The 23,695-nt window shown below is 30.1% G+C and carries 24 protein-coding genes; 19 read left to right on the top strand and 5 right to left on the bottom strand.

Translation table 11 applies throughout. The annotated features are described in order from the left end of the window. Nucleotides 1–51 precede the first annotated feature (51 nt). The 10 genes from BQ5450_RS05300 to BQ5450_RS05255 all read left to right on the top strand — a co-directional run bounded on the left by BQ5450_RS05300 (nucleotide 52) and on the right by BQ5450_RS05255 (nucleotide 9,607). Nucleotides 52–681, top strand: a complete 630-nt coding sequence (locus tag BQ5450_RS05300) for a redox-sensing transcriptional repressor Rex (protein ID WP_071126194.1) — start codon at nucleotides 52–54, stop codon at nucleotides 679–681. Between the two features lie 41 nt (nucleotides 682–722). Next, nucleotides 723–1,598 carry a DNA-3-methyladenine glycosylase family protein gene (locus BQ5450_RS05295; RefSeq protein ID WP_071126193.1) on the top strand — a complete coding sequence of 292 codons (876 nt, stop codon included), beginning with the start codon at nucleotides 723–725 and terminating at the stop codon, nucleotides 1,596–1,598. Nucleotides 1,599–1,833: 235 nt separating this feature from the next. After that, entirely contained in the window at nucleotides 1,834–3,096 is a 1,263-nt protein-coding gene (murA, locus tag BQ5450_RS05290) for a UDP-N-acetylglucosamine 1-carboxyvinyltransferase (protein WP_071126192.1), read from the top strand. After that, nucleotides 3,096–4,622 (top strand): ABC transporter substrate-binding protein, encoded by a 1,527-nt coding sequence (locus tag BQ5450_RS05285; protein WP_071126191.1) that lies wholly within the window; start codon nucleotides 3,096–3,098, stop codon nucleotides 4,620–4,622. Before murA ends, BQ5450_RS05285 begins: the two co-directional genes overlap by 1 nt. A 68-nt stretch (nucleotides 4,623–4,690) precedes the next feature. After that, complete coding sequence (locus BQ5450_RS05280; RefSeq protein WP_071126591.1) at nucleotides 4,691–5,620, top strand: ABC transporter permease; 930 nt, start codon at nucleotides 4,691–4,693, stop codon at nucleotides 5,618–5,620. 7 nt (nucleotides 5,621–5,627) lie between these two features. After that, a complete protein-coding gene (locus BQ5450_RS05275; protein ID WP_071126190.1) occupies nucleotides 5,628–6,470 on the top strand; it encodes an ABC transporter permease in 843 nt (280 codons plus the stop codon). Between the two features lies 1 nt (nucleotide 6,471). Next, a complete protein-coding gene (locus BQ5450_RS05270; protein ID WP_071126189.1) occupies nucleotides 6,472–7,428 on the top strand; it encodes an ABC transporter ATP-binding protein in 957 nt (318 codons plus the stop codon). 4 nt (nucleotides 7,429–7,432) lie between these two features. Further along, entirely contained in the window at nucleotides 7,433–8,227 is a 795-nt protein-coding gene (locus BQ5450_RS05265) for an ATP-binding cassette domain-containing protein (protein WP_071126188.1), read from the top strand. Between the two features lie 77 nt (nucleotides 8,228–8,304). After that, nucleotides 8,305–8,769, top strand: coding sequence for a metallopeptidase family protein (locus tag BQ5450_RS05260; RefSeq protein ID WP_199820673.1), 465 nt, complete (start codon nucleotides 8,305–8,307; stop codon nucleotides 8,767–8,769). After that, a complete protein-coding gene (locus tag BQ5450_RS05255; protein WP_010245834.1) occupies nucleotides 8,762–9,607 on the top strand; it encodes a DnaJ domain-containing protein in 846 nt (281 codons plus the stop codon). Before BQ5450_RS05260 ends, BQ5450_RS05255 begins: the two co-directional genes overlap by 8 nt. A 91-nt stretch (nucleotides 9,608–9,698) precedes the next feature. On the opposite strand, the gene BQ5450_RS05250 is transcribed toward BQ5450_RS05255, so the two are convergent. The 3 genes from BQ5450_RS05250 to BQ5450_RS05240 all read right to left on the bottom strand — a co-directional run bounded on the left by BQ5450_RS05250 (nucleotide 9,699) and on the right by BQ5450_RS05240 (nucleotide 12,693). Beyond that, nucleotides 9,699–10,460: a hypothetical protein gene (locus BQ5450_RS05250; protein WP_071126187.1), complete on the bottom strand. Its 762-nt coding sequence runs from the start codon at nucleotides 10,458–10,460 to the stop codon at nucleotides 9,699–9,701. After that, nucleotides 10,453–11,022 (bottom strand): RNA polymerase sigma factor, encoded by a 570-nt coding sequence (locus BQ5450_RS05245; protein ID WP_071126186.1) that lies wholly within the window; start codon nucleotides 11,020–11,022, stop codon nucleotides 10,453–10,455. The genes BQ5450_RS05250 and BQ5450_RS05245 overlap by 8 nt, the downstream gene beginning before the upstream one ends. 105 nt (nucleotides 11,023–11,127) lie before the next feature. Next, on the bottom strand, nucleotides 11,128–12,693 hold the full coding sequence (locus tag BQ5450_RS05240) for an SH3 domain-containing protein (RefSeq protein WP_071126185.1): 1,566 nt from the start codon (nucleotides 12,691–12,693) through the stop codon (nucleotides 11,128–11,130). Nucleotides 12,694–12,828: 135 nt separating this feature from the next. Here BQ5450_RS05240 and BQ5450_RS05235 point away from each other — a divergent pair, with 135 nt between their 5' ends. Both BQ5450_RS05235 and BQ5450_RS05230 read left to right on the top strand, forming a co-directional pair. Beyond that, entirely contained in the window at nucleotides 12,829–13,731 is a 903-nt protein-coding gene (locus BQ5450_RS05235) for an alpha/beta fold hydrolase (RefSeq protein ID WP_071126184.1), read from the top strand. Further along, a complete protein-coding gene (locus tag BQ5450_RS05230) occupies nucleotides 13,732–14,670 on the top strand; it encodes an NAD(P)-dependent oxidoreductase (protein ID WP_071126183.1) in 939 nt (312 codons plus the stop codon). A gap of 52 nt (nucleotides 14,671–14,722) precedes the next feature. Here the strand turns inward: BQ5450_RS05230 and BQ5450_RS05225 are convergent, their stop codons facing one another. After that, nucleotides 14,723–15,280 (bottom strand): chromate transporter, encoded by a 558-nt coding sequence (locus BQ5450_RS05225; protein WP_071126182.1) that lies wholly within the window; start codon nucleotides 15,278–15,280, stop codon nucleotides 14,723–14,725. Further along, nucleotides 15,273–15,833, bottom strand: a complete 561-nt coding sequence (locus BQ5450_RS05220) for a chromate transporter (RefSeq protein WP_071126181.1) — start codon at nucleotides 15,831–15,833, stop codon at nucleotides 15,273–15,275. The genes BQ5450_RS05225 and BQ5450_RS05220 overlap by 8 nt, the downstream gene beginning before the upstream one ends. Nucleotides 15,834–15,911: 78 nt before the next feature. Between BQ5450_RS05220 and proC the strand changes: the two genes are divergently transcribed. The 7 genes from proC (at nucleotide 15,912) to BQ5450_RS05185 (ending at nucleotide 23,536) form a co-directional block, all read left to right on the top strand. Then, a complete protein-coding gene (proC, locus tag BQ5450_RS05215) occupies nucleotides 15,912–16,676 on the top strand; it encodes a pyrroline-5-carboxylate reductase (RefSeq protein WP_010245859.1) in 765 nt (254 codons plus the stop codon). A 19-nt stretch (nucleotides 16,677–16,695) separates the two neighbouring features. Beyond that, complete coding sequence (locus tag BQ5450_RS05210) at nucleotides 16,696–17,262, top strand: DJ-1 family glyoxalase III (protein WP_010245862.1); 567 nt, start codon at nucleotides 16,696–16,698, stop codon at nucleotides 17,260–17,262. Nucleotides 17,263–17,490: 228 nt separating this feature from the next. Further along, on the top strand, nucleotides 17,491–18,639 hold the full coding sequence (locus BQ5450_RS05205) for a cation diffusion facilitator family transporter (protein ID WP_071126180.1): 1,149 nt from the start codon (nucleotides 17,491–17,493) through the stop codon (nucleotides 18,637–18,639). Between the two features lie 9 nt (nucleotides 18,640–18,648). Continuing rightward, complete coding sequence (trkA, locus tag BQ5450_RS05200) at nucleotides 18,649–20,049, top strand: Trk system potassium transporter TrkA (protein WP_010245869.1); 1,401 nt, start codon at nucleotides 18,649–18,651, stop codon at nucleotides 20,047–20,049. Beyond that, nucleotides 20,039–21,493, top strand: a complete 1,455-nt coding sequence (locus tag BQ5450_RS05195; RefSeq protein ID WP_010245872.1) for a TrkH family potassium uptake protein — start codon at nucleotides 20,039–20,041, stop codon at nucleotides 21,491–21,493. The genes trkA and BQ5450_RS05195 overlap by 11 nt, the downstream gene beginning before the upstream one ends. After that, complete coding sequence (locus tag BQ5450_RS05190) at nucleotides 21,493–22,860, top strand: NAD-binding protein (RefSeq protein WP_010245875.1); 1,368 nt, start codon at nucleotides 21,493–21,495, stop codon at nucleotides 22,858–22,860. The genes BQ5450_RS05195 and BQ5450_RS05190 overlap by 1 nt, the downstream gene beginning before the upstream one ends. Nucleotides 22,861–22,864: 4 nt before the next feature. Next, a complete protein-coding gene (locus tag BQ5450_RS05185) occupies nucleotides 22,865–23,536 on the top strand; it encodes a uracil-DNA glycosylase (protein WP_026038599.1) in 672 nt (223 codons plus the stop codon). Nucleotides 23,537–23,695 lie beyond the last annotated feature (159 nt).

Here is a 23,695-nt window from a genome sequence, read left to right as displayed (position 1 = left end):
TTTACAAAAACAGAAAAGATTGTTATAATATAAACAATTGGAGGTGTTAATTTGCTGAAAGATACAAGGAGAATTTCTGAAACTGTCATAAGAAGAATGCCAGTTTATCACAGATATTTAAAGGAATTAATTGACACTGGTATTGAAAGAGTTTCTTCAAAAGAATTAAGTGGAATGACTGGCTTTAGTGCTTCGCAAATTAGACAAGATTTAAATAATTTTGGCGGATTTGGTCAGCAAGGCTATGGGTATAATACGAGAGCTTTAAAAGAACAAATTGACAAAATTCTTGGAATTGACAAGAGCTATAATAGTATAGTAATTGGAGCAGGAAGACTTGGGCAGGCTATTGCTAGATATAATGGATTTAGAGAATCCGGTTTTAATGTGATTTCACTTTTTGACATCAAAGATGATATTGACGATATAAGTGGAATTAAAGTTAGAAATATGAAAAGTTTGGAAGAATACATAAAGAAAAAAGACGTTGATGTTGCAATTATTACTGTGCCAAAAGAATCTTGTGAAGATGTTGCAAGAAGAGCTATTAATGCTGGCGTCAAAGGTATTTGGAATTTTGCACCTTATGATTTAAAGGGACCAGAGGGAGTTGTAGTTGAAAATATTAGATTGAATGATTCGTTACTCACTCTTTCTTATTTTATGAAAGAAATTGGCTGACCTATTGTTTATTAATAGGCTTTTTATTTGTGGGAGTTTAAATGAAGATAAGTTTTGCTAAAGATTTTTGCATAATAAGTGATTTATATGAATTCGACCCAAAGGATATTTTTACTTGTGGACAGGCTTTTAGGTGGTTTGAAGAAAGTGATGGAAGTTTTACATTTGTAACTAATGGGAAAGTTGCAAATGTAAAAAAAATAAACGGAGAAATTGTTTTAAGAGGAGTAGATAAAGCATCTTTTTATCAAATTTTTTATAATTATTTTGACCTAGATCGAAATTATAAAGAGATAATAGATGAATTATCAAGAGATGAAATAATGAAAAATGCCACAGAATATGGCAAGGGAATTAGAATTTTAAATCAAGAAAAATTCGAAACTATTATTTCCTTTATCATTTCTGCAAACAATCAAATTCCAAGAATAAAAAAGTCTATTGAAAAAATTTCACAGATGTATGGAGATTTTATTTCAGAGGATGAAAATAGAAAGTATTTTTCCTTTCCAAGTGCAGATAGATTGAAAGAAGCTAAAGCAGAAGATCTTAGAGAATTTGCAAGAGTTGGATTTAGAGATAAGAGAATTGTTGAAACTGCGAAATTAATAGATAGTGGAGAAGTAAATATTTCTGAAATAGAAAAAATGGAATTAGAAGATGCAAGAGCTGCACTTCAAATTTTGCCAGGTGTTGGGCCAAAAGTGGCAGATTGTATTTTACTTTTTGCCTTTGATAGGAAAGAATCATTTCCCGTAGATGTGTGGATAAAAAGAGTAATGGAAAAACTTTACTTAAAAGAAGTCACACCAAAGTCAAAAATTGCAATGCGTGGCAGAGAAGTTTTTGGAAAAAATGCTGGATTTGCAAATCAATATTTATTTTATTATGGAAGAGAAAATAAATTGGGAAAATAATTTTTTGTAGCTTAATATTAAAAATATTAATTTGGTTTTATATAATTATTAAAAAATGTTATGGTGTAAGAAGAAATTTTTACACCATTTTTATAGTTATAAAGTTTTAAGAAAGCTATAATGATTTTTTAAATTTATTAAGATGCTATAATTTTAAATTCTTATATATTCTAAAAGTCTATGATATAATTAAATTGATATAAATAATTAAATATAATAAATGGGAGGAATCCTTTTGGATAAAATTTTAGTAAAACCAAATGGTCCACTAAGGGGAAATGTTAGAATTTCAGGTGCGAAAAATGCAGCACTTCCAATTTTGGCGGCAACAATTCTTGGAACAGAAGAAATTGTTTTAGAAGATGTTCCAGAATTAAAAGATGTGGAAATAATGACAGAGGTTTTGAGAAAACTTGGACTTGAAATAGATAAAGATGGGAATAAGCTTGTAATAGATCCAAGTGGTCTTAATTCTTATGAAACAGATTATGAACTTATGAGTAAAATGAGAGCTTCTTTTCTTGTGATGGGACCTCTTCTCGCAAAATTAAATAAGGCACACAATTCTCTTCCTGGAGGTTGTAATATTGGCACAAGACCAATTGATCTTCACTTAAAGGGATTTAGAGCTTTAGGGGCAGATATTGAGATGACTCATGGTGAGATAAAAGCAGAGTGTGATAGTCTTATTGGAAATAGAATTTATTTAGATTTTCCATCAGTAGGTGCAACTGAAAATATTATGACGGCGGCTGTACTTGCAAAGGGAGAAACTATTATGGAAAACTGTGCCATGGAACCTGAGATAGTAGATCTTGCAAACTTTTTAAATAAAATGGGAGCAAAGGTAATGGGTGCAGGCACGTCTACTATAAAAATAAAAGGTGTGGAAAAACTTAGGGGTTGCACACATCAAGTTATACCAGATAGAATCGAAGCGGGAACTTTTATGGTTGCATCTGCTATAACTGGCGGAGATATTACTATTGAAAATGTAATAACTTCTCATTTGAAACCTGTGATTGCAAAGTTAGAGGAAAGTGGTGCAAAGATAATTGAAAATGGAGATTGTGTTAGAGTTATTGGTACAAAAGATATTAAGTCAATTGAAATAAAGACTCTTCCACATCCAGGATTTCCAACAGATCTTCAGGCTCAATTTATGGCACTTTTAACACAAGCTGATGGTCAATCTTCCATAATTGAAACAGTTTTTGAGAACAGGTTTATGCATGCAGAAGAGCTAAAGAAAATGGGAGCAAAAATAAAAGTAATAGATAGAGAAGCTATTCTATTGGGTAAGAGTAAACTATATGGATCTAAGGTTTCTGCCACAGATTTAAGAGCAGGGGCTGCGCTTATTCTTGCGGGGCTTGTTTCTGAGGGACAGACTGAAATTTCTGAAATTCATCATATTGACAGGGGATATGAGAATATAGAAGAAAAGTTTAGAAATCTTGGAGCAGATATAAGAAGAATAAGAAGGGACGATGATTAATGAAGAAAAGAATAATAGTAGTTATGGCTTTAATGATTGCACTTTTTATGACAGGTTGCTCTAATAAAGAAGAAAAAGAGGGAGAAGCACCTGTACTAAAAGTAGCAGTTGCAGAAGATGCAACTACATTAGAAACAAATTCGATAAATGACGACTATGCAGAAAATATTATTATTCAAGTTTACGATACTTTAGTTAAAAGAAATTCAAAGGGTGAACTTGTAAATTCTCTTGCAGAATCAATTGAAAATCCCGATCCACAAACTTTTAAAGTTAAGTTAAGAGAGAAAGTTAAGTTTTCTAATGGAGATCCGCTTACTGTTGATGATGTAATATTCACACTTAAAAGGGCTGCATCAAGCGAAAAGTTTGAATCTTTCTATGGAAAGATTGATCCAAATTCTTATGAAAAGAAAGATGATTTAACATTTTCATTTAAACTTACAGAACCAGATGCTGCATTTTTAAATTCACTTTCACATCCTGCTGTTTCTATTTTATCTAAGAAGTATGTGGAAGGTGGAGCAGATCTTGCAACAAAGCCAATGGGAACAGGACCATTTGTACTTGACGAATGGGTACAAAATGACCATGCAACATTCTCAGTAAATGAAAATTATTGGGGCGATGCACCAAAAATTTCTGGAATTGAAATGAAAGTTATCCCAGAAGCATCTCAAAGAATTATAGAACTTGAAAGTGGTGGAGTTGATCTTGCTTATAGGATTGATCCAGCAGAAGTTCCAAATATTAAAGATCACGATGATTTGAAACTTTATAGAAAACTTGACAATTCAATTCACTTTATAGGATTTAACATGGAAAAAGCTCCTTTCGATAAAAAAGAAGCTAGAGAGGCAATGGTAAATGCCATTGACATGAATACAATTTTTGAAACTGTGTATATGGAAAGTGGAAAACTTGCAACAAGTCCTGTCAATCCAAATTTTAAATATTCTATCGCAGATTCAGTAAAACCAAATGGAGTAAATAAAGAAAAGGCTAAGGAACTTTTTGCAGCTGCAGGAGTTACAGAAGGCACAAATCTTTCTATATACACTTCTGATAATACTCAAAGAGTAAATGTAGCTACAATGATGCAAGATCAGCTAAAAGAATACGGCATTGGTCTTGATGTAGAAAGACTAGAATGGGGTGCTTTTATAGATTCTCTAAAAAGAAAAGAACATAATATGTTTATTATGAGTTGGAATCCTTCAGTTGTTGATGCACATTATGAATTGTTGCAACCTTTTTCTTCTGCAAATAAGGGGCAAGGTCCAAATTATATGTACTTTGGAAATGAAGAACTTGATAATTTAATAAAAGAAGGCCTTTTAACGGTTGATGATTCTAAGAGGGAACAAATTTATAAGAGAGCCCAAGAGCTTATAAACGAAGAATATCCATGGCTATATATTTGTTATGGAGAAACAATTGTGGCAAGTAATAACAAAGTAGAAGGTCTTGATCTTCTTCCAAAATATCCACAAGAACTTAAAGATGTATTTCTTCTAGAAAAATAATTTTTTTTAAATTCACCAAGGTCTTCTTTGGTGAATTTTATCTTTTCTGACAAATGAAAGGATTAGATATGACAAAATATATTTTAAAAAGACTTTTAATATTAATACCCACACTTTTAGGTGTGAGCTTTATAGTATTTCTTCTTCTATATTTATCACCAGGAGATGCAGCTCTTGCAGTTGCAGGGCCTGACGCAACAAAGGAAGCTGTAGATGCCATAAGAGAAAGCTTGGGTCTTAATAGACCTTTTATTGTCCAATATGGAAGTTATTTAAAAAATTTAATTTTCCATTTTGATTTGGGAACTAGTTACCAATCAGGCAAGTCAGTATCAGAAGCACTTCTAAGAGTATTTCCAACAACTATGAAACTTGCAGGGGGAAGCCTTGTTATTGCAATAGTTTTTGGAATTACTTTTGGTATAATTGCAGCTTTAAAGAAAAATACTATTGTTGATTCAATAATAACAACTGTTGGTATGATTGGACTTGCAATGCCAATTTTTTGGTCAGGGCTTCTATTAATAATTATTTTTTCAACAAAACTTAGAGTTCTTCCTGCTTCTGGATTTTCTTCTATAAAGCACATGATACTTCCATGGATTGCTTTGGGATTTCAATCTTCTGCAGTAATTATGAGAATGACAAGATCAGCTATGCTTGATGTTTTGGACAAGGACTATATTAGAACTTCAAAAGCAAAGGGTCTTAAAAAATCAAAAATTATTTTTGTTCACGCACTTAAAAATGCTATGATTCCTGTTATAACAACTATTGGGCTTCAAGCAGGTGGACTTTTAGGTGGAAGTATATTGACTGAAACAATTTTTTCTATTCCTGGTATTGGAAGATTAATGGTGGAGTCAATAAAAACTAGAGATTATCCAACTATTCTTGGAGCAATAATGCTTATTGCAATAGTTTATTCTCTAATTTCAATTGTAGTTGATATTTTATATGGATTTATAAATCCTAGAATAAAGTCAGAGTACAAGTAGGTGGGATATGAAAAAAAGACTAAAAAATTTTTTTAAGTATTATAGCAAAAATAAAGTTGCAGTAGTAGCTCTTGTAATTTTAATTTTAATAATTATTGTTGCAATTTTTGCAGATGTAATATCTCCCTATGATTATACAAAGCAATATCCAAAAGAGAATTTTTTAAAGCCAGGAAGCGCGCATTTAATGGGAACGGATAACTTTGGCAGAGATATTTTTTCAAGAGTTTTACATGGTGCAAAAGTATCCCTTAAGATTGGATTTACATCTGTCATAATTTCAACTGTGATTGGAGTAATAATTGGAGCTTTTGCTGGATATTATGAAGGAATTTTTGATGCAATTATAATGAGAATTATGGACACTATTTTATCCATACCACAACTAGTTCTTGCAATTGCACTTGCAGCAGCACTTGGAGGAGGAATGAAAAATTTAATTTTAGCGGTTTCACTTTCTTCCATACCAAGTTATGCTAGAATTGTTAGAAGTCAAGTTCTATCAGTGAAGAATCTTGAATATGTTGAAGCTGCAAAATTATCTGGTGTAAAAACTTTTAAATTAATTTTTACAGAAATTCTTCCCAATTGTTTTGCACCAATAATTGTTCAAGCAACAATTGGAGTTGGAACTGCGATTTTGTCTGCAGCTTCTCTTTCTTTTATAGGAATGGGAATTATGCCGCCAGAGGCAGAGTGGGGTCAAATGCTTTCAGAAGGAAGAGCGTATATTAGAAATTATCCGTATATGACATTTTTCCCCGGACTTGCAATTGCAATAACAATTTTAGTTTTAAATGTTGTTGGCGATGCTCTTAGAGATACTTTTGATCCAAAATTCAGGAGGTAGTATGTTATTAGAAATAAAAGATCTTGAAGTGTTTTTTAAAAGTTCAGATGGAATTGTAAAAGCAGTAAATAAAGTAGATTTAAATATTTTAGGTGGAAAGACAACGGCAATTGTAGGAGAAAGCGGATCGGGAAAATCTGTTACTTCACTTGCCATTATGGGGCTTCTCGATAAATCTTCCATTGAAAAGATTTCTGGAGAAATAAATTTTGAGGGAAAAAATCTTTTAGAACTTTCAGCAAAAGAGCTTAGACATATAAGGGGAAATGAAATTTCTATGATTTTCCAAGAGCCAATGACTTCTTTAAATCCTGCATTAAAAATTGGATACCAAATGTCCGAAGTTTTTAGGACTCATTTTAATATGGACAAAAAAACTGCAAAGGAAAAGTCTGTTGAGATGATAAAAAAAGTTGAGATAGATAGAGCAGAAGAAATTTATAATTCTTATCCTCACGAACTTTCTGGTGGGATGAGGCAAAGAATTATGATTGCAATGGCACTTTCTTCAAATCCAAAACTTTTAATAGCAGACGAGCCCACAACGGCTCTTGATGTCACAATTCAAAAAGAAGTTTTGGAATTAATGAAAAAATTAAAGAAAGATATGAACACTTCAATTATTTTTATAACTCACGATTTGGCTGTTGTTTCTGATATTGCGGACTATGTGAATGTAATGTATGCAGGAAAAGTTGTTGAAAGAGCTAGCACAGAAGAAATTTTTGAAAATCCTCTTCACCCTTATACAAAGGGATTAATAAAATCAATACCAAGTGCACACAAAAAGAGAGAAAAACTTTATTCTATAAGAGGTGCTGTTCCAAATCCAATTGGCCTAAAGGATTGTTGTTATTTTTGTGACAGATGCGATAAAAAAATGAAAATTTGTGAAGAGAAAATTCCAGAAGAAATTGATATAGATGGCCATAAGGTCAGTTGCTTTCTGTATGGGTGATGTTATGAAAGATAAAAAAATATTACAAGTTATGAATGTAACTAAAGAATTTAAGAAAAAAGATAAAATTTTAAAAGCAGTGGATAATATTTCCTTTGATTTAAAAAGTGCTCAGACAATTGGAATTGTTGGAGAAAGTGGATCGGGGAAATCTACTCTTGCAAGATGTATAATGGGTCTTTATCCTGATGCAAGTGGTAAAATAATTTATGAAGATAAAAATATTTTAGATTGTAATGAAGAAGATTTGCGAAATTACAGAAAAGATGTGCAGATGATTTTTCAAGATCCTTATTCGTCTTTGAACCCTAGGAAAAAGTGTGAAGATATAATTGCATCTGGAATAATAAATTTAAATCGTGAAAAAGATAGAAAAAAAATTCAAAAAAAAGTTTTGCAAACTATGGAACTATGTGGTCTTTCTAAGTACCACATGAATAGGTATCCTCACGAATTTTCTGGAGGACAAAGGCAGAGGATTTCGATTGCAAGAGCTCTTGCCGTTGATCCAAAAATAATTGTTGCAGATGAACCGACATCAGCATTAGATGTTTCAATACAGGCACAAATAATAAATTTATTGGAAGATTTGCAGAAAAATCTTGGCCTTGGGATTATCTTTATATCCCATGATCTTTCTGTTGTGAGATATGTTGCAGAAGAAGTTCTAGTGATGTATCATGGAAAATGCGTGGAGTATAATGAAACCGAAGAAATTTTTGAAAATCCAAAAAGAGATTATACGAAGAGATTATTGTCTTCAGTTCCTGGTGAAAAGCTAGTCAATTTAGATGTATAAAATTTTTTCTTAGGTATTATAAAAGTAATTGTAGAAAGCTGTAGAATACTACAGTTTTTTCTATATAGAGGTGAATTATGTCAAAAGATTACATAGATAATGATTTTGAAGAAGATAATATTTGCGATGAAAATTTGAAAGATCCCTCTTATTATGATGAATTTTATTTGGAAAGAATAGATGAAGTTGAAGAAATTTTAGAAGAAATCTGCGAAAGTATTCCAACTTATGCCTATGAAAACTTAAATGGTGGTATAATCTTGACAGAAGAAAAAAAGTATCATGATGAATCTACTAAGGAAGATCTTCTCATTATGGGTGAGTATCAAAGGTCTGTCATAGGTAGATTAATAAAAATTTATTATGGGTCTTTTATGGAAATGTATAGATATGCATCAAGAGAAATTTTAAAAGAAAAGTTAGAAGAAGTTTTGCTTCACGAGTTCACACATCACTTGGAATTTTTGGCAAATGAATGGGAACTTGTCATTGAAGATAATAAATTTATAGAAGAGTATAGAAAAAGGAAAGATAATGAATAAAATTTTAGGATATTTTTACAAAGGATTGGGTAAACTTTTTGACCTAATTTTGACTTTTTTGATAGTAATAGTAAATATTGCAGTGGATTTGTTTTCTGCTATTAGAAAATTTTTCTTGTATGTAATTTCCATGGGCGGATGTTTGATAATACTTTTATTGTTAAATCCCTTTGCGTGGCAAGGACTTTCTCAAAATAAATGGCTCTCTACAATAATTATATTGGCAATTGTAGTGCCACTTCTCGGGAATGTGTCAGAATCTTTTTTAAAGTATATTCACTACATGGTGACAGAATTTTTCTATGACAGGGCAGATCACTATCTACTTGGAAAAGAAAATGAATTTGAAAATATTTCTGGATATGGTAGAGCATATTGGGAAAAGAAAGAAAGAGAAAGGTTAAGACAAGAAGAGGAAAAGAGAAAACAAAGAGAAGAAGAATTTAACAGACGCTTTAGAGAGTTTGGAGGATTTACTTGGACAACTTTTGATGACTTTTCACAGTTTGACGAATTTTTTAGGCAACAGGGCTATGGAGGATATTATAATGGACAAGGTGCAAACTATGGAAACAGTCATGGAAATAGTAATTCATCACAAAACACAAGTTATGGATTTAAAGATCAATATGAAAAAGCTTGTGATACTCTTGGCATAAATTATAATGCAGACAAGTATGAAGTGAAGCTTGCATATAGAAAAATGGCAAAGAAATATCACCCAGATTTAAATAAGGAACCAGGTGCAAAAGAAAAATTTCAAGAAGTAAATGCAGCTTATGAATTTTTAAACGACTCTAATATTGAGATGTACAAGAAAATGAGTGGGGCAAATTAATTTTATGCAAATATAGAAAAAAGGACCAAGGCGGTCCTTTTTGTATGCTTTGAAGTTTCTAATATTTATTCAAATTATATCTTTTTAAAATTTATTTAATTATATCTCCTACCATATCAAAATATTCATTAACGTCCATATTTTCGTCGGCCATCATGGAATACTTAAGTCCATTGTAATCAAAAATTAAGTGTTTTGAAACAGATTTTAATCTTTCATGTGACGTGTCTCCAATTGCTATGTTAAAGAATGGATCATTTTTTGATCTTTCAAGTTCTTCTGCTGTTGCGTCATTTTCATCTGATATAAATAAGCTTTCAAGCCTTGAGTAGTAGACAGGAGTACCCTTTATTTCTCTCATTTCTTGATACTCCTCTTTAGAAATAGGTGTGGAAGCTTTATCGATTGATAGTATGATTTCTCTTTCAGCATCGTTTTTATAAGTTATAGCGATTTCTTTTCGCTTGTTTAATTTTGAGCCAGCATCATCTATATCTTCTGTATCAACCATCGTAATTCCATCAAACTTATATTTACCTAAATTTTCTGGAACATTTGCATCAAAACCAGCTTTCTTTTCTGCCTTAGCCATATCAGTGTAATTTGTGTAGTTATAATATGAACTTGAAGATGATATTGTTCCAGTTATTTTTCCTGCTGCGAAAACACCCATTGAAAGTACAAGTGCTCCACAAACTATTAATAAAACTTTTTTATTTTTCATTTTAAAATCTCCTTTTCTTTCTGTCGACTTAATTTCTAAGTCAATTTTATTTTTAATGAAATCAGAAGGAAAAGTATCTTCTACACTTTCATTTAATTTATTTTTTATATACTCATCAAAATTATTCATAAATACTCTCCTTCTCACTGTAATTTTGGTCTATTTTTATTAGTTCTTTTTTTAAGTTATTTCGAGCTCTAAAAAGTCTTGATTTGACAGTACCCTTAAATGTTCTTAAAACTTTTGCTATTTCTTCAATAGATAAGTCGTCATAATAAAAGAGAACAATAACTTCTCTTTCCTTTGGCTTGAGTTTTAATAAAGCTTCCTCAATTTCGTTTCTTGTTGCAAATTCGTCCTCGCCCTTTGAATCTATGTCTAAATCTACTTTATTTAAAATAAATTCATCTGGGAATTCTTTTTTTCTTTTTTTATATCTAGTGTAGCAAGAATTTTTTAGTATTGTAAAAATCCAAGGTCTTAGTTTTTCTTTGCTTGACAAGTTATTTATATTTTTGTAAATAGAAAGGAAGGTTTCTTGAAGAACATCTTCCGCATCTTCTTTATTTCCCAGTATGAGAAATGCACTCCTATATAGCATAAGGTGGTATTCTTCATAGAGAAGATCAAAGGAATCTTTATCGCCGGCTTTTAAGTTTTCAAAAAAATTATCTGTAATTACTTGGGCCATGTACTCCTCCTTTCACGATGCATCTACTTATAAGACTTTTGTAAGCGTAAAAAGGTTCATTATTGAGAAAATAAAAAAACCTCCTTAGAGGAGATTTTAAAAATTTTAATTTAAAGTTTTATCAGATATCCAACCTTTTATATTTTCGCCAGATATTTCACTTTTAACTTCGACATTGCACCAAATTCTTTCGCCCTGTTCGATTTTTGTATCTAATATATATAGTTCAGTATTTTTGTCTAAAATTTTAATAATTGCAGAATCTACGCTAGGTTCTTCTCTCAAGTTTGCTTTTTCTGTTGCCACATTTTTGTAAGTGTGCAATAGTTCACTTGCTTTTTTGGCAGTGGCAGCTGCATCTTTGTAATCAGTTTCCTTTTCAAAGTTTTCTTTTTGATTGTTAACTTGATTTATGTCAAAAGCCATATTATTTTCAATTTCTTTTCTTAAATTAATGGCTTTTGCAGACTCTGGCACAACTTCAATATAATTATCAAGTAGATCTATCCCTTTACTAACATTGCCATCTTTCACAGCAATTCTCGCATCAGATAAAATAATATTTTCTATAGACAAAAGTTTGTCTTGAGCATTTGTATAATTTTTTTCGTCTTCTTGTATTACTTTTTTAAAATTGTAAGCTGCATCAATATAATTTTTATTATTGTAAAGAGAAATTCCCTTTTGAAAATATTCATCTGATTTAATTAATTTTTTTAAATTTTCCATTTCACTTGAAACTTCTGGATTGAATTTTTCTTTTGTAGCATCTTTATAAATTGCAAGAGCGGATTTATAATTGCCACTTAATACAAGGTTTCTTGCATCTTCAATTTTACTTTCATTTCTATTTTTTGTAGTTATATTAAATACAAATAAAAAAACAAAGGACAAAAAAACAATTAGTATTAAAGAAAAGAGAAGCTTTTTTATGGGGAAACTTTTAGTGTTTTTTTGACTTATTTCATTAGTTCTGTCGATTTTAAGATTTTCAGTGTTGGGAGCAATTTTAGATAAATTAGTTTGAGTTAAATGTGTTTCTAAAGTTTTTAAGTTTATATCAGAAGATGATTTTGTGTGCTCTATTACATTTAAGATTTTAGAATTTATCAGAGGCTCTGTTAGATTGTTTAGGACAAAGTTTTTATTTCTGCCACAAAAGTTACACTCCTTAGATTCCTTTTCGTTTATGAAACCACAAGTGCAACGCCAGAAGTCAATATGATTTTCACCATAGGTTTTTATACCATCTCCAAGTGTTTCTTTTATTTGTGTGCGTTTCCTTTCAGGAATTACAGGAAGATTCATCTCACTGTTTTTTTCTGTTATGTTGTGAATTTTTCCGTCAGAGGCGTATTTTGTGATGTAAATATCTATAGCCCTTGCATCAAAAAATCTTTCGTCTAATAAGAATGGATCTAGATAATATCTTGTGTAGGGTTCTATTTCTACATTTTGTGAAAAATAAAATTCACTGCCATTAAATAAGTAAGATTTTTCTATTGATTTAAATTTAACGGCAAATTCAATATTTGTTACATAAGAGTCTGTAGCATTTAATATATCTATTGCAATGGCAAAATCTCCACTGGTGAGTTCTGCATTTGCAATTTGAATTTTTTCTTTTGTATTAAAACTAAGTTTAGTTGGCAAAGTTCTAAAAAAACTCATAAAGACTCCTTTCGATTTATAGATTAATTATAGTATACCTAAATAATTTTTACAATATTAATGCTATTTACTAAATTATAGTTTTAGAATATAATTTAAATATAATAATATGTAACTTATTTTAGGGGGCAAAAGATGAAATTAAAGAAAAATTATATAAATATAAATGGCGAGTCAATTTTTTATCTCTGTGGTGGAGAAAAAACAGATGAAAAAATTTTATTTGTCCACGGAAATATGTCTTCATCTTCTTGTTTCATAAATTTAATAGAAAGTTTAGATGGATTTGAGGTTTATGCACTTGATATGAGAGGATTTGGAGAAAGTTCTTACAATAATAAAGTGCAGTCAATTTATGATCTAGTAAGTGATCTAAAGAAGTTTATTTTAGACCTTGATTTAAATAATTTCACTTTAGTATCTTGGTCCTTTGGCTCAGGAATTGCTCTTGAAATTTCAAGGGATGATTTAATAAAAAAAAGAATTAAAAATGAAATTTTTCTAGCACCAGTGGGATATTCACCTTTTAATACCAATGGAGCTGACATTCTTACTAATAATTTTCAAGAGTATCTTTCAGACTTTGACTTTTTAAATCCTGAGAAGAATTTAGAAATTTTAAATAATTTTATGCATTTTAACCTTAGTTTAATTGAAGAAGGTTTTAAAAGTATGGGTATTAATAATAAAAAGTCTACAATTGATATTATAAAAATACTTTTTGAAACCTTTATATATAATGTCAATCTTCCAGATAAAAAAGAATTTGACAGGAATGTTTTAGCGGCGTCAAAACAGAAGAATTTAGAGGATATAGCATCTATTCTAAGAAATTATGAATATTTTGGAAATAATTTAAAAATAAATAGCATTGTGCTTCACGGTTATGATGATAAAGTTATTTCTTATATGGATGGAAAATTTTTGGCACAAAAGATAGGTGCATCTTTTAAAAAATTAGACGATTGTGGCCATTCGGTCATGACAGATAAATTTGACGAGGTTTTAGAAACTATAAAAAAATTTGCGGAGGAATAAATGAAGGTTTTGCTTGATACTTATCTTGAAAAAGAATATGGAAAAGTGATAGAAAAATTGGGATATGAAGTAGTTTCCTTTGATGGGAAAAATCCAAATAAAAGAGAAGATTATGGTGAAGATATTTTAATTGGAGCGAGTTTTTTAGATAAATTAAATTACAAAAATCATAAAAATTTGAAATATATATTTTTGACTTCTGTTGGAATTGACTTTATGGATTTAGATTATATTGAGAAAAAGGGAATAATTTTATCAAATAATAAAGGGGCTTATGACGATCCCATCTCTGAGTGGATTGTCTATGGGCTTTTACAAGTGGAAAAAGATGACAGAAAAAATATAGAAAACCAAGACAAAAAGATTTGGGAAAAGAGAAATTTTTCATTTAATCTATATAATAAGAAAACATTGTTTATGGGGACTGGAACAATTGCCGTTGCGGGGGCAAAAAGACTTAAAGGTTTTGATATGGAATTAAATGGATTTAATACTAGTGGAAGAAAGGTAGAGCCTTTTGATAATGTATATTCCATAGAAGAGCTTGATAAAATTATAGATCAGATGGATTATATTATAATGTGTCTTCCAGAAACGGAAAAAACTCGTCATATTTTAAATAGGGATCGTTTTGAAAAATTAAAAGATGGAGTTGTAATAGTAAATATTTCAAGAGGTGCCACAATTGATGAAAGTGCACTAATAGATGCTATTAAATGTGGAAAAGTAAAGGGAGCTGCACTAGATGTTTTTGAAGAAGAACCATTGAGTGGAGATTCGCCTCTCTGGGAAATGTCAAATGTGTATATTTATCCCCATATGTCATTTTCTTGCGAAGATATAGAAAAGAGGCAGTTTGATGCAGCTTATCACAATTTAAAAGCATTAAAATATGATGGAGATTTTAAAAATATAGTGGACTTTGACAAAGGATATTAGATATTAATAGAGGAAACTTACTAAATGAAAAACAAAAAAGAGCAGAAGCTCTTTAAATAAGATTTAAAATATATTTTGTTGCTATTCCAATAGCAGCACCTAGACCTATTAATTTGAATAGGTCTATTTTTTTTGTATATAAAGTAAAGCCAATTATAAAAGAAATAAGTGCAGATAGACTCATACCGTCAATTTGAAATCCTTCCGGAAATACTGATGACTTAAATAGCTTTAATGTTGTTATAAAAATAAGTGACACAACTCCAGCTTTTATGCCGAGAAGAGAATAGTCCATAATTTTAAACTTTTTATTTTTACTAAATAAATAATATCCAAGTACCATCATCAAAACAAATTGTGGAAGGATAAGACCCATTGTGGCAACAATAGAGCCAATTATTCCATATACATTTTGACCTACAAAGGTTGCAGAATTAATTGCAATTGGTCCTGGTGTCATTTGTGAAATTGAAATTAAATCTATAAATTCCCTAGTTGTGATCCAGGCGTTTTGCTCTACAACATATTTTGATATTAGAGGAATTACTGCATATCCACCGCCAAATGCCAAGCATCCGATTTTAAAAAATATTAAAAATAAATTAAACATTTTTATATCTCTCCATTACGCTAAAATAAGAAATACCTGCAACTGCACAGAATAAAATAATTAATCCTGTGTTTATATCTGTAAAAAATCCAACTAAGAATACTAAAACTAACATAAAAATAGTGAAACGTGGATTTTTTTGGTAGGAAGATTTTCCCATTCTAAAAACAGTTATAAATAAAACAGCTGAAATTATTCCGCTAATACCTTCTAGGGCTGCGTTTATAAAAAAATTAGATTTAAATTCTTGATAAAAATTTGAAATCACAGATAAGATTATTAAACAGGGTAAAGATGATGCTATAAGACAAGTTACAGCACCAATAGGTCCTCTCAAATAATATCCTGTCAAAACGGAACAAGATATCGCCATTGCACCAGGACCACCTTGAGAGATGGCAACTATATCCATCATTTCGTCTTCTTCAATTAATTTATAATCTGATACAAAAATGTCCTTTATTACAGGAACAATTGTATAGCCACCGCCAAAAGTTATTGCGTTAATTTTAAAAAATGTCAAAAATAATTTTGACAAAGAAATTTTTTTCATTAAATCACCTAATTAATTATAGCACATAAATGAAAATTTATATAAATTCGTGTATAATTAAGAAAAGGAGTGATTGCGATGAAAATGGGAATAATTGGACTTGGGAATATGGGATCTGCCATGGCAAGCGGGCTTTTAAATAATGAAATAGAAACTTTTTTATACGATAGAGATGAAGAAAAAAAAGAGACTTTTAAAGATTTTAAAAATGCTAAGATTGTAGATTCGGAAAATGAAGTTGTAAAAAATTCTGATGCAATAATTTTAACTGTAAAACCTTTTGTATATGATGAAGTTTTGGAAAAAATAAAAAAAGATATTACAGATCAGATTATAATTTCGGTTACATCAAGTTATGATTTAAAAAAATTGGAAGAAAAGCTTCCTGGGAAAAAATTACTTATGGCAATGCCAAATACACCTGCAAAGATTTTAAATTCTATGACTGGAATTTGTCCAGGGGAAAATATATCTCGTGAAGAATTAGAAGAAATTAGAGAAATTCTTTCTTCCTTTGGGGAAACAGAAATTGTTGAAGAAAAAAATATAAAAATTCACGAAGCAGTGTGTGGTTGTATGCCTGCCTATGTTTATATGTTTATAGAAGCAGCAGCAGATGCTGCAGTTTCACATGGAATGAAAAGGGATGTAGCTTATAAATGTATATCGCAAGCTGTATTGGGATCTGCAAAATTAGTAAGAGATAGTGAACTTCACCCAGGAGTGTTAAAAGACCAAGTTACAACACCTGCTGGCACAACTATTAAGGGCTTAAAAAGTTTAGAGAAAGATGGTTTTAGATCAAGTATAATAAATGCAATTGATTCTATAATGGAAAAATAATTTTTCTTAGGAGGATATTATGAAAGATTTATTAGTATTTTTAGCAGATGGTTTTGAAGAAATTGAAGCGCTAACTGTTGTAGATATTTGTAGACGTGCTGGACTAAAAGTTGACACAGTTTCTATTACTGACAGATACGAAGTAAGAGGAACACATGATGTAAAAGTAATTTCTGATAAAAATTTTGATGAAATAAATATAGAAGATTACAAGGCAATGTATATACCTGGAGGACAACCGGGAGCTACAAATTTGAAAAAAGATAAAAAAGTAGTTGAGTGTGCAAATTTATTTAATGATGAAGAGAAAAAAATAATTGCAATTTGTGCAGGACCACAGGTTTTAGATGCAGCAAATCTTTTGAAAGAGAATAAATTTACCTGTTATCCAGGAGTAGAAGAAAGCTTAAAGGTAAAAAATCCATTGGATGAAGCAGTAGTGGAAGATGAAAATATAGTGACAGCAATGGGGCCAGCACTTGCGATGCTACTTGGAATAAAAGTTGTAGAAATATTAGATTCAAAAGAGAAGGCAAAAGAAGTAGCAGAAGGATTACTTCTTCCAGAACTTAAAAAATTTATTTAAACTTTATACTTTAAATTAAAATTACTTTGGCGAGGAAACTCGCCTTTTATTATTTTTATAAAAAGACAATAATAAACTAAGAGAATAATAATATATTAATTTGTGAGTTTTGAGTAGCATATTTTCTTTGTCTTTAATAAAAAATATTCTAGTGCTATAATGTTTATAATTAGAGTATTTATTGCTATTTTCAAGTTGTTTTTAATTTTTTATTTTATGGAGATATAAATGTTTTGGAAACTCATTTTAAAAAGAGGTCAAAATAGCTATGGCTATGATAGAGTAAAAATATCCAAGGAAACTTCTTTTCTTGGATTAATTTCAAATATTTTAGTGGCTTTATTGAAAATAATCTTATATATTTTTACAGGCTCAATTTCTATTTTATCAGATGCTGTAAACAATATAACAGATTGTGTTAGCTCAATAATTTCTATTTTTGGAATAAAACTTGCATCTAAGCCAAAAGATAAGAATCATCCCTATGGTCATGGACGACTTGAATATTTGATTTCTCTGGTTGTTAGTGGTATTGTTCTTTCTGTTGGATTTCAATTTTTAAGAAGTTCTGTTTCTAGAATTATCCATCCTGAAAAGATTTTTTATCCAAAGTACACAATTGTAATTTTAATTATCTCAGTTATTGTTAAATTTTGGCAAGCGTCTTTATATTCTCATATAGCAGATGCTATTGATTCTGTGACAATTAAAGCACAAGAGAAGGATTCTCTTAGTGATACTTTGATAACTCTTGTGGTAATTATTTCTATAATAATTGAAAAATTTACAGAAAAGATTTTAGATGGATATGTTGGGGCATTAGTTGCATTATTTATACTTTACACAGCACTGTCACTTATTTACGAAACTATTTCTATAATATTAGGAAGAGGTTTATCTGAAGAAACAAAACATGAAATTAAATCTAAAGTTTCTAATTACGAAGGGATATCCAATGTTCACAATATTATGGTGACGGATTTTGGACCAGAAAATATTATCGTATTAATTGATGCTGCATTAGATTATAATCTAACTCTAGAAGAAGCCCACAACATTGTAGATAAAGTTGAAAGAGAAGTATCTAGGCTTTTGGGGATAAAGTTAGTTATACATGCTGATCCTCTAGGAAGTAGTAGTGCAATTATTAAATCTGTTTCAGAAGATTTAAAGAAAATTATAAGGAAGAGTTTGAATATTTATTCTTTTCACGACATAGTACTTGAAGATAATAAAATTTATATAGATATTGATTACAATGCTGATAGCATTGTAACTTCAGAAGAAAAAGATGCCCTAAAGGATGGGCTTGAAGAAAAATTAGAATCGCTTTATAAAGATTACGATTTTGAAATAAAATTAAATTCAATTTTTTAGGAGGAAGAGATGAAGGCTTTAGTTGTAGGTGCCGGGAAGTTAGGACATAGAATTGCAGCTTCGCTATTAGATGAAAATTATGAGGTAACTGTTGTAGACAACAATGAAGATGTAATTGAAAATATTTCAAATTCTCTAGATGTTTTTAGTATCTGTGCAAATGCTCTTGACTTTGGTGTATTGGAAGAACTAGAGATTTCTAATTATGATTATGTAATTGCAACGACTACAAATGATGAGGCCAATGTAATTTTATGTACAATTTCTAAAAAGCTTGGAGCAAAATTTGCCATAGCAAGAGTAAGAGATCCAGAGTATAGAAAGCATTTAGATTTTATTTCTGAGGAACTTGAGATAGATAAGATTATAAATCCAGATTATGCAACGGCAAGATCAATTGTAAAGTATTTGATGAAAAGATATCAACTTTATTCTGATGAATTTGCTGGAGGAAAAGTTTCTCTAGTTGAATTTAATATTGGAAATGACCCTAATTTTATTGGGAAAAAAATAATGGATATTGAGAAAATAAATGACCTCCTTATTTCTGCAATTTCAAGAAATGGAGAAGCAATAATTCCAAACGGTAGAACAGTACTAGAAGAAAATGATGTAATAATTTTCGCTGGGAAATCAGAAAGTATTGAAAATTTTGACAAAGAGCACACAGGGGTAAATAGAACTAAATCACTTAGGAACACAATGATTTTAGGTGGTGGCAAGACTGGTCTTTATCTTGCAATGTTACTTTTAAAAGAAAATATTGAAGTGACAATAGTTGAAATAAATAGGGAGAGATGTCTTCAATTAAAAGAAATGGTTCCAGATGCAAACATAATAAATGGAGATGGAACTGATATAGCAATACTTCAAGAAGAAATGGTACACACTTATGATTCTTTTGTAGCTGCAACGGGAATTGATGAAGCAAATCTGCTTATGTCCCTTGTTGCAAAACAGACGGGAATTTATAAATCTGTTGCAAAAATTTCTAGGACAAATTATGACAAAGTTTTGGACAGGTTAGATATAGATGCAGTTTTTAATACATCTTATATAACTGCTGCTGAAATTTTAAAAGAAATTAGAGGGAAGAGTTCTCTTTCACTTCATTTACTTTTAAATGGGAAAGTGGAATGTATAGAATTAATTATAAAATCAAGTCATTTAGTTTGTGGAAAAGAAATAGAGAATTTAAATTTGCCTGATGGAGTTTTAATTATCGCAATAGTTAGAAATAAAGAAATGCTAGTTCCAAATGGAAAAACTGTACTTGAGTCAGGAGATAGAATTATTTTATTTTCAATGCACCAAATTGCAGCAAAAGTCCAAAAAATTTTTTCGTCTGAAGGTAGGTTAAGCGATGTGATTAAATCTTTGAAAGGCAGAGGAAAAAAAGATGAATTATAAATTAATATCAAAAATACTTGGTTATATTTTATTAATTGAAACTGCTTTTATGATGCCCTCGCTTATTTTGGGATATGTGGAAAATGATGGAAGTGCAAAGGGATTTTTGATTCCCATGGCAATAGCAATACTTCTTGGATTTCTTTTGTTAAAGTTAAAAATAAAAAAGAGAGCTCTTTCGCCCAGGGATGGAATTTTAATTGTAACATTGTCTTGGATTGTAGCATCTCTTATAGGTGCACTTCCTCTTTTTATAGCAGGCGATATGAGTTATGTAGATTCTTTTTTTGAAATCGTATCAGGATTTACAACTACGGGAGCATCAGTAATATCCGATATAGAATCTTTTCCAAGATCTGTAATACTTTGGAGATCTACAACACATTGGATTGGTGGAATGGGTATACTCGTTTTTACTGTAAGTCTTCTTCCAAGATTAGGAGTAGGTGGTTTTCAAATTTATAAAGCAGAATCCCCTGGACCAGTTGCAGGTAAAATTGAATCAACAATTTCTGGATCTTCTAAAAGACTTTATATTATATATATGATTTTGACATTGACACTTTTTATGTGCTTAATTTTTGCAGGCATGCCTATTTTTGATTCAGTAGTTCACACCTTTGGAGTTGTAGGCACAGGAGGTTTTTCTTCCTATGGAGATTCTCTAATGAGTTATAGTGGATATTCAGTGCACTTTATATTGTCTTTTTTTATGTTTTTAAGTTCGACAAGCTTTACAATTTATGCTCTTTTAGCAAAGAAAAAATTTAAAGAAGTTTTTGCAAATGATGAGCTTAAACTTTGGATAAAAATTATAGTTATATCAATTATTTTAATTACAATTGACTTATATCACAATGATTATACAGAACCACTTATGGCTTTTAGGGATTCAGCTTTTCAAGTTACTTCGATAGCATCTACATCTGGATTTGCCAGTGCAGATTATGATTTGTGGCCAAGCTTTTCAAAATTTATTTTGCTAATACTAATGTTATTTGGAGGATGTGCAGGATCAACTGGTGGAGGAATTAAAATTACAAGAATATCTCTACTTTTAAAATTGATAAAAAGAGAGATGAAAAAAGCTACGCATCCAAAAGCAGTACTGCCTGTAATTTCAGATGGGAAGTCACTTTCCGATGAAGTTGTACTTGGTATAAATGCTTATTTAGGAACTTATTTTGTAATTGCAATTTTATCTACGGCAATTGTAACACTCTCAGGAGTAGATATTGTAACAGGTTTTTCGTCTGTGGCAACTGCACTTTCAAATGTGGGACCTGGATTTGGAGATATAGGGCCAACAAAGAATTTTCATTTTTATAGCGATTTTTTCAAAATATATTTTAGTGCTTTAATGCTTCTTGGAAGACTTGAGTTTTTTACAATTTTAGCATTATTTAGCAAAAGAAGTCATAGAAAGGAAATTATAAAATTATAATGAAAATTTTAATTGTTGGTTCTGGAAAAGTTGGTTCTACAATTGCAAATACACTTAGTCTTGAGAAGTTTGATATAGATGTTGTAGATAGGGTAGAAGAAAATTTTGGAAATATTACAAATACTGTAAATAAAATAAAAGGCGACGTTTTAGATGAAAAGTTCATTCTAAAAATTAACCTTGATTCCTATGATTATGCAATAATTGCAACAGATAGCGATAAGACGAATTTAATAATAGCATCTTTATTTAAAGATTTAGATGTAAAAGTAATTCTCCGTCTAGACGATATGGAGAATATATCAGAAATGGGAATTATAAAAAATGCACTTCCCAATATTGTAAATATTTTTAATTGTAGCATTGAATGTGCCAAACTTGCCACAAAATTAATTGGATCTTCAAATTATTATGAAGCAGATTATTTTGGAAGAGGAAAAATTGAAGTCACAGGTCATTTAATTGATATGGATGAAGATTTTGAAAATTTAAAAATTAAAGATATAGGATCTCTTTCTACGATTTTAGTTGTGGGAATTTTAAGAGAAGGTGAATTGATTGTTCCAGATGGGGACACTATTTTAAAAAGAGGCGATTATATTTATCTTATGGGTCTATCAAAGGACATAAGGAATTTTAAATATTCTCATTTTGAAATAAAAGAAAAAAAGGAAGAAAGAGATATTGTTATAGCATCAGGCGATGAAATTTTTAATGGAATTATATCAGATTTAAAAAATGCAAATTTAAAAATAATTGAACCAAATAGAGAAAAATTTAAAATTTATAGAAAAAAATTTACGAGAGCTTTTGTAGTAAATAAAAGTTTGAGAAATGAAGAAATTTTTGAAGATGAAGGTATTTCTAAGGAAACAGTATTTATTTCTATGACGGATTCAGATGAATTAAATGTAGTGCTTGGTCTTTTAGCTAGGAATCATGGAGTTAAAAGAAATATAGTTATTCAAAATGAAAATAATTATAAAACTGTGTTAGAAAATCTTGGAATACACAGAATAATTGATCCAAAAGTAATTGTTGCAAATGAAATTATTAAGCTTATTAATAGTGAGATGAAGGTTTCTGTAAATTATATGTTTGGAGGAAAGGCTCAGGTTTATGAAGTAAAAATCCCAGATGATTTTATTTATATAGGAAAAAAATTGTCAGAAATTAATTTGCACAAAGAAGTTGTTATTGGAGGCATAATTAGATACGACAATTCTGCTGTAATCCCAAGAGGAAATACTAAAATTGAAAAAGGCGATAGATTAGTAATTTTTGCAACAGAAAATAGCAGAAAAGAATTGGAAGAACTAATTGATCCAACTATCAAAAAGAGTATTTTTGATTTTTTCAGGAGATGATATTTTGAAGAAAATTTTTAATAACGATTGGCAAGAAATATTGGAAGGTGAATTTGAAAAAGACTATTATAAAAGTTTGAGAAAACTTTTAATTGAGGAGTATAGAAATTATGAAGTTTTTCCAAAGGCCACAGATATTTTCAATGCTTTTCACTATACATCTTATGAGAATTTAAAGGTTTTGATTCTAGGACAGGATCCTTATCACAATGTGGGGCAGGCACATGGGCTTGCTTTTTCAGTAAAAGAAGGAGTTAAAATTCCACCTTCTCTTGCTAATATTTATAAAGAATTAAATTCAGATCTTGGATTAGAAATTCCAAACACTGGTTATTTAAAATCTTGGGCAGATCAGGGCATTATGCTTTTAAACACAACACTAACAGTGAGAGCTCATCAGCCAATGAGTCATTCAAAAATTGGTTGGGAAATTTTTACAAATGCAGTGATAGAAAAAATTAACGAAAAAAAAGATCCAGTTGTATATATATTGTGGGGAAACCATGCAAAAGAAAGGAAGAAATTTATAAATAATAAAAATCATCTTATAATTGAGGGGCCACATCCTTCACCACTTTCTGCTCACAGAGGATTTTTTGGTTCAAAACCTTTTTCAAGAGCAAATGAATTTTTAGAGTCAAAGGGAGTTACTCCTCCCACATGGAAAGTAAAGTAATTTTTAATATTAAGAAATAAGCGCCACTCATAAATGGCGTTTTTTATTTTTAATTTCAAAATAAATGTGAAAATTTTTAATTTTAGATATAATAGAGAAGAAGGGAATTATGAAGTATTTAGAAATGGGTTTTCAGATATAGGAGAATTGAAGATAGGA

Origin of the sequence: Peptoniphilus lacydonensis (genome assembly GCF_900106515.1) — a bacterium.
Taxonomy (GTDB): domain Bacteria; phylum Bacillota; class Clostridia; order Tissierellales; family Peptoniphilaceae; genus Peptoniphilus_A; species Peptoniphilus_A lacydonensis.
This window is presented reverse-complemented; position numbering and strand designations above follow the sequence as displayed.